The sequence below is a fragment of the Advenella kashmirensis WT001 genome, assembly GCF_000219915.2.
In the GTDB taxonomy this organism is placed as follows: Bacteria; Pseudomonadota; Gammaproteobacteria; order Burkholderiales; family Burkholderiaceae_B; genus Advenella; species Advenella kashmirensis.
This window is the reverse complement of the sequence record NC_017964.1, coordinates 1992682-2004676: the sequence shown is the minus strand read 5'-3', so window position 1 is coordinate 2004676 and position 11995 is coordinate 1992682. Positions and strand designations below refer to the sequence as shown.

Here is an 11995-nt window from a genome sequence, read left to right as displayed (position 1 = left end):
CGGGCAGGCGCAACTTGATTTCATGCACCGCCATCATTGCCATGGGGGAAAACCTGGCATTGACCCACCAGGCTCCTTGGGGAACGGCGTATAACCGGCAAGCACAACCAGGATCAGGATAATCATGACGCCACGGGCAATGCCGAACAAAATACCGAGCCCCTGGTCGGCCGGCCCCAGCCCCGTGGCTTCAATCAATGTTGCCAGCGTTACGTTGACCAGACCGACAACCAGTAAAATGGCGATGAACACCACCGCGTACCCAATGCCCATGCTGATCAACGCGTTGTTGATGTATTGCATCACCCAGGGATATACCACCGGGCCCCACCAGATTGCGCCAATAAATGCAGCGGCATAAGCAATTAATGAGAAGGCTTCTTTGAGAAACCCTCTCATTAATCCAAGGAGCCCCGAGATGGTGATAATCCCGAGGCAGGTGTAATCAAATTCGGTCACTTCAGTGCATGGATATCAATTCGACGAAATGAAACCGTTGTCATAACCCAGTGAACGCAGGCGGGTTTGCGCTGCCTGTGCAGCCTCACGTGATTTGAACGGGCCTACCCGCAAACGATAAATCTGCTTGCCGTTTACGACAGAATTCTGGACATACACATTGGATACGCCCTCGGCAGCCAGTTTGCTGCGACGACTTTGCGCATCGTCCGAAGAGCCATAGGAAGCGATCTGCAGAGAATAGTCTCCCGAAGTTACCTTGGGTTTACTTTTTTCTGCGGGTGCCGGTTCGCGGCCTTCCAGAATGGCCAGCGCACGGGAACCATCATCAGTGCGGCTGCTATCCCTGATTACGCCGGGTTTTTTGGGCTGCTCGGCAGCTTTGCTGGCTGCGGCCTTCTTACGTTCGGCTGCCTTTTTAGCGTCGGCCTGGGCTTTAGCCTGGGCAGCGGCTTCCTGCTTTGCCTGCTCAGCCTGATCCTCGGGGGGCACTGGCTGGTTTGCCGTGCCTGATGCGATGGATCGGTTCGGATCAATGGCTTCTGTCAGTCCTGTCAATCCCGGTTCCTGGGTTTCCGGTGTTATTCCTGGCTCCTGCGGTGGCTCAGCAGTGCCGGCAGCGACCGATCCTGTCACCGGTGGCGTTTGCGAGACACTACCATCAACGGTGGCCTGCTGCGATGTGGAACTTGGGCCGCTGGACTCAACGCCCGGCGTAGTCGTCACGGACAGGGAATTGCTGTCACTGCCGCCACCCGATACCAAGGGTGGTTTCTGCGCGGGCGTCGGCGTACTGTCCGTGCCGCCGGTATCGAGCACCATAGGCACGATAATGATCGCCGCCAGAACAAGAATAATCGCGCCGATCAGCCGGTTTCTGGCCTTGACCCGCAGATCATTGGCCTGGTTCTGCTCAGACTGGGTACGGCGTTGTCCCGGCCGATTATTATCTTGTGAATTGAATAAACCCATAACTTATTCCCGACTATTTATAAAGATAAGCTTCAGACGGCTGGACGCCCTAAATGCTGTAAAACTGCGGCTACGGTTAAAAACGAGCCAAACACGACTATTCTATCATTGTCGGAGGCCTTTGAACGTGCAGAATCATAGGCGGCGGCCGGAGAATCAAAAACCGTTACGGTTGGTAACCCTTCGGCATCCGCCGGCAACTGCTTGCGCACTCTTTCGGCGATGTCCTGGCCACTGCGACTACGCTCGCCATCAAGACTGGCACAATACCAGTGATCAACCTTGCGGCCGAATTTTCTGATGACCTCGTCGCAATCCTTGTCATTGACCATACCGACTACCGCATGGGTATAGGGAAAATAGGCCATGCTATCCAGATTATGGGCAAGCACTGCCGCTGCATGCGGGTTGTGCGCCACATCGAGTACGACGGTAGGTTGCCCGGGAATAATCTGAAAGCGCCCGGGGAGCACGGCCTGGATCAGGCCCTGGCGCACAGACTGTTGTGGAACGGCAAGCCGTTCCCGCAATGATTCGATAGCCGCCAGGGCAGCCGACGCGTTGAGCAACTGGTTGGCGCCGCGCAAGGCCGGATACGCCAATGCATTGCGCCGCTGATTGCGTCCGGCAAAAGCCCACTGCTGCTTGTCGGCCGAATAGTTGAAATCGTGCCCGAATAGCCACAGATCCGCTTCAATCTCACGCGCGTAGTCCAGCACTGACTGCGGCGGCTGCGGGTCGCTGCAAATTGCCGGTTTTCCCTTGCGGAAAATATGCGCCTTTTCCCAACCGATTTTTTCCCGGGTATCGCCAAGCCATTCAATATGGTCAACATCAACGCTGGTAACGATGGAGCAGTCTGCATCCACAATATTGACCGCATCCAGTCGCCCGCCCAGGCCGACTTCCAGAATGGCCACATCGGTTTGATGTTGCTTGAACAGCAACAGCGCAGCCAGTGTTGTGTATTCGAAGTATGTGAGCGATATTTCGCCGCGCGCCGTTTCGATTTGCGCCAGCTGTTCGACAATTTGCTCGTCTGTGGCCAGTTCACCCCGCAGACGAATGCGTTCATTGAAATCGATCAGATGCGGAGAGGTATACAGTCCGGTCTTGTATCCTGCGGCCAGATAAATAGCCTCGAGCATGGCGCAGGTGGAGCCTTTGCCGTTGGTACCGCCCACAATAATTTTGACGCCGCCGCCCTCACAGGCCTGCAGGCGCTGGGCTACCGTTCTGACGCGGTCCAGACCGAGTTCGATCGTCTTGGGGTGCAGGGATTCAAGATAGGCCAGCCAATCGGCCAGCGAGTGCTTACTAGTAGGAACGGCAGACATAATAAAAATGAAATACCCGAAAGCAGAATTTTAAGTCATCAAAATGAAAAACACCCCTATTTTCGGTATTAGCCGGAAATAAGAGTGTTCTTTACTTGCCTGCCCGCTGCGTAGATCGCAGAAAGCCGGATGAAACCACAGCATTCTGTCGCGACGGCAACTGCAAGATAAGCGCGATTGCCGTCAGCGCTGAGCGCAAAACAACCGATCTACTTGCGTTTGACCGGAGGCAGATCGGTACATGTACCATGCGCGACCTCTGCGGCCATGCCCACCGATTCACCAAGCGTTGGATGAGGATGAATGGTCTTGCCGATATCAACAGAGTCGGCACCCATCTCCACCGCAAGCGCCACTTCGGAAATCAGATCGCCAGCGTGCGTGCCCACGATGCTGCCGCCAATGATCCGATGCGTCTGGGCATCAAACAGCAGCTTGGTAAACCCTTCGGAGCGACCATTGGCAATGGCTCGGCCCGATGCCGCCCAGGGAAATACGCCCTTTTCATACTTGATGCCCTGCTTTTTGGCTTCTTCCTCTGTTAGCCCTGCCCAGGCCACTTCAGGATCGGTATAGGCAACCGAAGGAATAACACGAACATCAAAATAGCTCTTGTGCCCTGCGATGACTTCCGCAGCACATGCGCCTCGTGCACAGCCTTGTGCGCCAGCATGGGTTGCCCCACGATATCGCCAATAGCAAAAATATGCGGGACGTTGGTACGCATCTGTTCATCCACTTCGATGAACCCGCGTTCAGACACCTGAACCCCGGCCTTGTCTGCCTCGATTTTTGCGCCGTTGGGTGAACGCCCCACCGCCTGCAAAACCAAGTCATATCTTTGGGGTTCGGCTGGCGCCGCTTCACCCTCGAACGTGACCCAGATGCCGTCCGGCTTGGCTTGGGCAGAAACCGTTTTGGTCTTGACCATGATATTATCGAAACGATCTTCGTTTTTCTTTTGCCAGACCTTGACCAGATCACGGTCTGCGCCTTGCATCAGACCATCGAGCATCTCAACAACATCCAGGCGCGCGCCAAGTGCGGAATAGACCGTACCCATTTCCAGGCCAATAATACCTCCGCCTATGATCAGCATTTTTTCCGGGATGCTTTTCAGTTTCAAGGCACCGGTAGAATCGACAATCCGTTCGTCTTCCGGCAGAAACGGCAGTTTCACCGACTGGCTGCCGGCTGCAATAATGGCATGCTTGAAAGCCACTGTTTCGCTTGATCCGTCATCTTTCTTGACGGTCAGATGGTGTGCGTCAGCAAACTGACCCAGGCCGTGAATTACCTTGACTTTGCGCGCCTTGGCCATGCCGGTCAGGCCGCCGGTAAGTGTGGAAACGACTTTGTCTTTGCTGGCACGCAGCTTGTCCAGATCGATCGTCGGCTCACCAAAGGTGATGCCGTTCTGGGACAGGTGTTTCGCCTCTTCCAGTACGGCTACGCTGTGCAGCAGCGCTTTGGACGGGATACACCCAACGTTAAGGCAGACACCACCCAGTGTGGCGTAACGTTCGACCAGCACCACGCTTAGACCCAGATCGGCTGCACGAAATGCAGCAGAATAACCGCCGGGCCCGGCGCCCAGCACCAGCACGTCGCAACCGTCTGCAGGGGCCGACGCTGGCGGAGCGTACTTAACCTCAGTGCTGGCGGCAACGTCTGCGGATTTATTGTCATCCGTGCTCTGTGCTGGCTGCTTGCCTGACGAACCACCCTCGCTTTCCCGGGTTTTGCCTTCGTCAGCGGCGCCAGCCGCTTTCGGAGCCACAGCCGCATCACTGTTTGCAGAAGCCTGGGCCGCCGGCTTGTCGCTGGCAGCGGCCTGAGCGCCCGCTGCTGCAGCTTCCAGCATCAGAATAACGTCGCCCTCGGCAACCTTGTCACCCACTTTGACCGATAGCGACACCACTTTTCCGGCAGCCGAAGACGGGATTTCCATGGACGCCTTGTCCGACTCAACGGTAATCAGACTCTGTTCTTCCTTGACCGTATCGCCTTCGGCAACCAGCACTTCGATCACTTCCACCGCGTCGAAGTCACCGATATTGGGCACCTTGATTTCTACTTGACTCATCAATATCTCCCGTTAGATCAGGACACGGCGGAAATCCGCCAGGACTGCTGCCAGATACGCGTTAAAGCGCGCTGCAGCGGCACCGTCGATCACACGATGGTCATAGGAAAGCGACAGGGGCAGCATCAGGCGCGGCGCAAATTCCTTACCGTTCCATACCGGCTGCATGGAAGACTTGGAGACGCCAGAATAGCCACCTCAGGCGCATTGATAATAGGCGTAAAGCTTGTTCCGCCAATGCCGCCGAGCGAACTGATGGAAAAACACCCGCCCTGCATTTGGGCTGGCGACAGTTTGCCATCCCGTGCCAGTTTGGCCAGCTCGGTCATTTCCTTGGCAATCTGACTAACCGCTTTTTTGTCGGCATCACGAATCACCGGTACGACCAGACCGTTAGGCGTATCGGCCGCAAATCCGACATGATAGTACTGCTTGAGCACCAGATTATCGCCGCTGAGCGAGGCGTTAAATTCCGGAAATTTCTGCAGTGCAGAAACCACCGCCTTGATCAGGAACGCCAGCATGGTGAACTTGACGCCGGCCTTTTCATATTCCTTGTTCATGGCAACCCGGAAGGCTTCCAGTTCGGTAATATCGGCCTGCTCGTTATTTGTCACATGGGGAATCATGACCCAGTTGCGATGCAGGTTGGCGCCAGAAATTTTCTTGATGCGCGACAAAGGCTTGCTTTCTATCGGTCCGAATTTAGAGAAGTCGATATTCGGCCAGTCCAGAACGCTCAGGCCGCCACCACCCACTTGCGAACGGGTTGTCGTAGAGGACGTACTCGTGGCCACGGAAAGCGCGGCCTTGACGAATTTGCGAACATCGTCCTGTGTAATACGTTGCTTTTCTCCGGAACCGGTGATCTGGGTCAGGTCTACACCCAGTTCGCGGGCAAATTTCCGAACCGATGGCGAAGCATGCGGCAAACTGCGGGCAGACACGGCAGAACCAAACGCAGCAGTAGGTGAAACGCGTTGCTGTGCGGCGCCGCTCGCCTGTGGCGCTGGCGCCTTGGCGGCCGCAGCCGGCTCGCCCTGAGCCTTGTCAGCATTGCTATCGGCCGGCTTGCTCTTTGTCTCAGCAGGCGCAGCAGCCGCTTTGGCCGAACCACCGCCAGACTTGAGCTTGACAATGGCAGTGCCTTTGGCCACTTTGTCGCCGACCTTAACCAGGACCGCTTCAACTTCGCCCTCGTCGGACGACGGAATTTCCATCGAGGCCTTGTCCGATTCCACGGTGATCAGACTTTGTTCCTGCGTAACTTTATCGCCTGGCGCAACCAGCACTTCAATGACTTCGACTTCAGAGAAATCACCAATATCGGGAACCGTTACCTCGACCGTGCCACCACCTGCTTGCTGCTCCTGGCCTTCCTGCTTCGCTGGCTCGTCCTTGCCTGGCGGCTGCTCGGGATTATCGGCACCGGGCGTGCGCTCCTGAGATTCGTCGGCAGAATCATCCGCCGCAGCACTTGCTCGGCCCTTGTCCTGGCTTTCGCCTTAGGGGCTTCTTTGTCCGACCCAGAGTCCTGCGCCGCCTCCAGCGTCAGAATGACCTTGCCTTCAGCAACCTTGTCACCAACTTTGACGTTGATGTCCTTGACTACGCCTGCTGCAGACGAAGGAATTTCCATGGATGCCTTATCCGACTCAACAGTGATCAGGCTTTGCTCTTCCTTGATGGTATCGCCCGGCGCCACCAGCAACTCAATGACTTCCACCTCACTGAAATCACCAATGTCCGGAACCTTAATTTCGATTACATTGCTCATAATGATCTGCCTTATGCGTGGTGAGGATTGGCTTTGTTGGTGTCAATGCCATATTTCTGAATGGCTTCGCTCACTTTTGATTTGTCGATCGCACCGTCGTCGGCCAGCGCCTTGAGCGCAGCCAGAACAACGAAATGACGATCTACTTCAAAGTGCTCACGCAGTTTGTAACGGAAGTCGGAACGGCCGAACCCGTCGGTGCCCAGCACGCGGTACGTGCGCCCTTTGGGCATAAAGTCCCGTACCTGGTCTGCAAACAGTTTCATATAGTCGGTCGACGCAATGATCGGACCTTCTGAAGTTTCCAACTGCTTGGTAATGTAAGGCACTTGCGGTTTGCCATCGGGGTTCAGCAGATTGTGACGGTCCACGTCCAGACCTTCGCGGCGCAACTCAGTGAAACTGGTCACGCTCCACACATCCGAAGAAATGTCCCAATCCTGCTTGAGCAGTTCCTGGGCTTTCATGACTTCGCGCAAAATGGTGCCAGATCCCATCAACTGCACATGATGCTTGCCGCCACTTGTTGACTGCAGCTTGTACATACCCTTGATAATGCCATCCGCATCGCCCTCTTTGAGGCCAGGCTGAGCATAGTTTTCGTTCATCAGCGTGATGTAGTAATACACGTTTTCCTGATTTTCCACCATGCGCTTCAGACCATGCTGCATGATCACGGCCACTTCGTGCGAAAACGTCGGGTCGTAGCTGACGCAGTTTGGAATGGTTGAGGAAAGAATGTGGCTATGGCCATCTTCATGCTGCAAACCTTCGCCGTTGAGCGTGGTGCGACCGGCCGTTCCACCAAGCAGGAAGCCGCGGGCCTGCATATCGCCGGCAGCCCAGGCCAGATCACCAACCCGCTGGAATCCGAACATCGAGTAGTAGATGAAGAACGGAATCATGATGCGGTTGTTGGTCGAATAGGACGTTGCGGCGGCAATCCATGAAGCAAATGCCCCTGCCTCGTTAATCCCTTCCTGCAGCAACTGGCCGTCAGCCGATTCCTTGTAGTACATCACCTGGTTTTTATCCACGGGCGTGTACTTCTGCCCTTCCGGCGCATAAATACCGATTTGGCGGAACAACCCTTCCATACCAAAGGTGCGTGATTCGTCGGCCAGAATCGGCACAACCCGCTCACCCAACTGCTTGTCGCGCAGCAGTTGATTCAGAAAGCGCACAAACGCCTGTGTTGTTGAAATTTCGCGGCCTTCGCTGGTCGGCTCAAGCACAGCCTTGAAGACATCCAGTGCCGGTACTTTGAGCTTTTCCTCCGCCTGGGGACGGCGGCTTGGATAGTAACCGCCCAATTTCTCGCGCTGCTGGCGCAGGTACTTCATTTCAGGCGAATCTTCAGACGGCTTGTAATACGGCAGGTTCTCGAGCTGTTCGTCGGTTACCGGAATATTGAAGCGGTCACGGAAGCCCTTGAGCGAATTGATGTCCAGTTTCTTTTGCTGGTGGGCCGGGTTCTGACCCTGCGCGATTGCGCCCAGGCCATAACCTTTGATGGTTTTGGCCAGAATGACGGTAGGCTGGCCGACTGAGTTCTGTGCGGCATCAAATGCAGCATAGACCTTGTAGGGATCGTGGCCGCCACGGTTCAGACGCCAGATTTCCTCGTCGCTCATGCGGCTGACCATTTCCAGCAGACGTGGATCCTTGCCGAAGAAGTGTTCACGAACGTAGGCGCCATCATTGGCCTTGCAGGCCTGATACTCGCCGTCAACGGTTTCCTGCATGACCTTGCGCAAAATACCTTCTTTGTCACGTGCCAACAGAGGATCCCAGTATCCGCCCCAGATGAGCTTGATTACATTCCAGCCACTGCCACGAAATTCGCCTTCCAGTTCCTGAATGATCTTGCCGTTGCCGCGCACTGGCCCGTCAAGGCGCTGCAGGTTGCAGTTGATCACAAAAATCAGGTTGTCGAGTTTTTCACGCGCAGCCAGGCTGATCGCACCCAGGGATTCGGGTTCGTCCATTTCGCCATCGCCGCAGAAGACCCAGACCTTGCGCTTGCTCGTGTCGGCGATGCCGCGGGCATGCAAGTACTTCAGAAAACGGGCTTGGTAAATAGCCATCAATGGGCCCAGGCCCATTGATACAGTTGGGAACTGCCAGAATTCCGGCATGAGCTTGGGGTGCGGATAGGACGGCAAACCCTTGCCGCCCACTTCCTGGCGGAAATTGTCCAGCTGGTCTTCAGACAGGCGCCCTTCAAGATAGGCGCGTCCGTACACGCCGGGCGAAGAATGACCCTGGAAATACACCAGATCGCCGCCATGGTCTTCAGTCGCAGCGTGCCAGAAATGGTTCTGGCCGCAACCGATCATCGTGGCCAGTGAGGCAAAGGAGGCGATATGGCCGCCCAGATCACCGCCATCCTCAGGATTGTGTTTATTGGCCTTGACCACCATCGCCATGGCATTCCAGCGCACATAAGAGCGAATGCGCTCTTCCATGGCCATATTGCCAGGATGTCGCGGTTCCAGTCCGGGTGGTATGGTGTTTACATAGGCAGTATGGGGGGAATACGGGATATTGGAGCCCGACCTGCGGGCCAGATCTGTCAGTTGCTCGAGCAGAAAGTGCGCGCGTTCAGGCCCTCTCTGTCCAGCACCGCTTCCAGTGAATCGAGCCATTCCTGGGTTTCTACGCTATCCACATCTGTGGACTTGCCTGTCTGAGGTTTATCTGATGTAGACATTCAGTTCTCCATATCGATTTTTTATGCTGGCCACGGCACTATCGTGTTGTGTAACCATACCATTTTCGGTGCGCAGGGCAACCCGGTTTGCGGATTTGTACACCTGACTGCTGCCCATTCTAAAAGAGCAGGCCGCCTCTGACAAGAAATATTTTATATAATGATATTGAATTTTATAATGTGAAATTTACATTGCAGCGCAACATGACTAAATGACAAAATTTGCGCAGTTGCTGTGAATTTGCATTTAACTCCTTTAAAATGTCCAGGTTACGAATTGTGATTATGAGCATGCCCGAATTACCAAGCAAATCTTTGCTTACCTCGTCTTTTTACGATAGTGCAAAATTCAGAAAACGCGGCCTGTACTGGATCACCCCCGTTTTTGTTCTGGTACTGTACCTGCTGGTTATGGCCGGTTTTTTCTGGCTGCAGCGACTGCACAGCCAAAGCGTCATGTTCATTACCATGGATGAAGAAACCAGGCAGCAACGGCTGCTTTTTTTCGTCATCGCCCTCTCCCTGATCATCATTATCAGCCTGCTTGCGTTATGGCGCTATACGCGTTTTCGCTCACATGCCGAAGCTGCCCTGCAAGCTGAAACCAGTTTTCGCCGCGCCATGGAAAACTCCATGTCAACCGGCATGCGCGTACTGGACATGCAGGGTCGTATTGCCTACGTTAACCCGGCCTTTTGCCGCATGATGGGATGGAACGAGGCCGACCTGCTGGGCAAAAGCACCCCCTTTCCCTATTGGGTGCCCGGCCGCTACGACGAACACCAGCGCACCCTCGATATCCTGATGTCCGGCAAAACGCCCAGCACCGGCCTGGAAGTGGAAGCGCAGCGGCGCGATGGCTCGCGCTTTACTTCGCGCATGTATGTATCAGCCCTGCGCGACCCCAATGGCGAGCAGATCGGCTGGATGACCTCCATGACCGACATTACCGAACCCAAGCGTGTGCGCGAAGCCCTGGCCGCAGCACACGAGCGTTTCATGACGGTTCTTGAAGGGCTGGACGACGCCATCTCTGTGGTTGCAGACACCGTGAACGGGCGCGAATTGCTGTTCGCCAACCGCACCTATCGCCGCCTTTTCGGCTCCCAGCCCCAGGGACATGCCGAACTGCTGGCTGGCCGACGCGGCCGTTTTACCGAAGACTCCATCGAACAGTATGCGCCCAGTGTCAACAGCTGGTTTGAAGTGCAGCATCGCATGCTGGTCTGGACCGATGGGCGGCGCGTTCGTCTGCAGGTAGCGCGCGACATTACCGAGAGGCGCAAGCACGAAGAAGAGTCGCGCAACCAGCAGGAGAAAATCCAGCTCACCAGCCGCCTGACCACCATGGGGGAAATGGCCTCATCGCTTGCGCACGAACTGAACCAGCCGCTTACTGCCATTGCCAATTACAATATGGCCGCTGTGGCCATGCTCAAATCTGGACGCGCTACCAACGAAACATTGCTTTCCGCGTTGGAAAAGGCTGCGAACCAGGCCGAACGCGCCGGCAAAATCGTCAGTCGCATCCGCGAATTCGTCAAACGCAGTGAACCGCGCCGCCAGCGCGTGCCGGTTGAAGAGATTGTCGAGCATGCGCTGGACTTCGCCGAAATTGACGCCCGCAAGCGGCAGATTCGTATAGAGGCGATTATTCCCGATCATATCCCCCATGTATTGGCAGACCCGATTCTGATCGAACAGGTACTGCTGAATCTGGTCAAGAACGGCCTGGAAGCGATGAACCATTCCGAGCACGATCTGCTGACCGTAGAAATCAAACAGCAGAACCAGCTGGTCGAATTTATCGTGACCGATAGAGGCCATGGCATACAAGAGCCCGAACGCCTGTTCGAACCTTTTTTCAGTACCAAATCCGAAGGACTGGGTATGGGCCTGAATATATGTCGCACCATTATCGAATCACACCACGGCAGACTCTGGGCACAGGCCAATCCCGACGGAGGCACCCTGTTTCATTTCACCCTGCCCTGTGCTCCACAAGAGCCCAATGACACACCTATCAAAGAGGAATTAACCGTATGAATAACCCAAGCAGCATTGTATATATCGTAGATGATGACGAAGCGGTGCGCGATTCGTTGCGCTGGCTCCTTGAGGCTAACGGCTATCAGGTCGTGGCCTTCGATAGCGCGGAAAAATTCCTCGAAAACTATAATCCGAATATCATTAGCGTGTTAATTGCCGATGTGCGTATGCCGGGCATGTCCGGCCTGGAGTTGCAGGAAACCCTGGTAGCCCGCAAGGCGACAATTCCAGTGGTGTTCATTACCGGCCATGGCGATGTACCCATGGCAGTGTCCACCATGAAAAAAGGTGCCGTCGACTTTCTGGAAAAACCATTTAACGAAGCGGATCTTCGCGAAATCATCGCACGCATGCTGGAACAGGCCGTCAGTAACGCCTCCGAGCAACAGGCGCGCAAAAACCACGAAGAGCTGGTTGGTCGCTGACGGCCCGTGAACAACAGGTGCTTGAACGCATTGTGGCCGGCAGGCTGAACAAACAAATTGCCGACGATTTGAATATCAGCATCAAAACCGTCGAAGCGCATCGCGCCAATATTATGGAAAAACTGGAAGTGACCACGGTGGCCGACTTGATGAAAGTGGCTTTGGTAAAGTAGGACT

4 protein-coding genes and 4 pseudogenes are annotated in these 11995 nt (G+C 55.2%); 2 read left to right on the top strand and 6 right to left on the bottom strand.

Going from position 1 to position 11995, the window contains the following annotated elements; translation table 11 throughout:
* Nucleotides 1-33 precede the first annotated feature (33 nt).
* The 6 genes and pseudogenes from TKWG_RS09360 to aceE form a co-directional block, all read right to left on the bottom strand.
* Nucleotides 34-459, bottom strand: coding sequence for a CvpA family protein (locus TKWG_RS09360; RefSeq protein WP_407636903.1), 426 nt, complete (start codon nt 457-459; stop codon nt 34-36).
* Nucleotides 460-474: 15 nt separating this feature from the next.
* Nucleotides 475-1431 carry an SPOR domain-containing protein gene (locus TKWG_RS21435; protein ID WP_014750599.1) on the bottom strand — a complete coding sequence of 319 codons (957 nt, stop codon included), beginning with the start codon at nt 1429-1431 and terminating at the stop codon, nt 475-477.
* A gap of 32 nt (nt 1432-1463) precedes the next feature.
* Nucleotides 1464-2771 carry a bifunctional tetrahydrofolate synthase/dihydrofolate synthase gene (folC, locus tag TKWG_RS09350; protein ID WP_407636918.1) on the bottom strand — a complete coding sequence of 436 codons (1308 nt, stop codon included), beginning with the start codon at nt 2769-2771 and terminating at the stop codon, nt 1464-1466.
* A 206-nt stretch (nt 2772-2977) separates the two neighbouring features.
* Nucleotides 2978-4857 (bottom strand): annotated as a pseudogene (lpdA, locus tag TKWG_RS09345) (dihydrolipoyl dehydrogenase).
* Between the two features lie 9 nt (nt 4858-4866).
* Nucleotides 4867-6631 (bottom strand): annotated as a pseudogene (gene aceF / locus TKWG_RS09340) (dihydrolipoyllysine-residue acetyltransferase).
* 11 nt (nt 6632-6642) lie between these two features.
* Nucleotides 6643-9344 (bottom strand): annotated as a pseudogene (aceE, locus tag TKWG_RS09330) (pyruvate dehydrogenase (acetyl-transferring), homodimeric type).
* A gap of 291 nt (nt 9345-9635) precedes the next feature.
* Here aceE and TKWG_RS09325 point away from each other — a divergent pair.
* Together TKWG_RS09325 and TKWG_RS09320 are read left to right on the top strand one after the other, a co-directional pair.
* Complete coding sequence (locus TKWG_RS09325; protein ID WP_041710047.1) at nt 9636-11390, top strand: PAS domain-containing sensor histidine kinase; 1755 nt, start codon at nt 9636-9638, stop codon at nt 11388-11390.
* Nucleotides 11387-11991 (top strand): annotated as a pseudogene (locus TKWG_RS09320) (response regulator transcription factor). The gene TKWG_RS09325 and the pseudogene TKWG_RS09320 overlap by 4 nt, the downstream one beginning before the upstream one ends.
* Nucleotides 11992-11995 lie beyond the last annotated feature (4 nt).

Excerpts from the sequence above, each read along its gene's own strand:
- TKWG_RS21435 (WP_014750599.1), bottom strand. The coding sequence starts at position 1,431 with ATGGGTTTATTCAATTCACAAGATAATAATCGGCCGGGACAACGCCGT.
- TKWG_RS09325 (WP_041710047.1), top strand. The coding sequence starts at position 9,636 with ATGCCCGAATTACCAAGCAAATCTTTGCTTACCTCGTCTTTTTACGAT.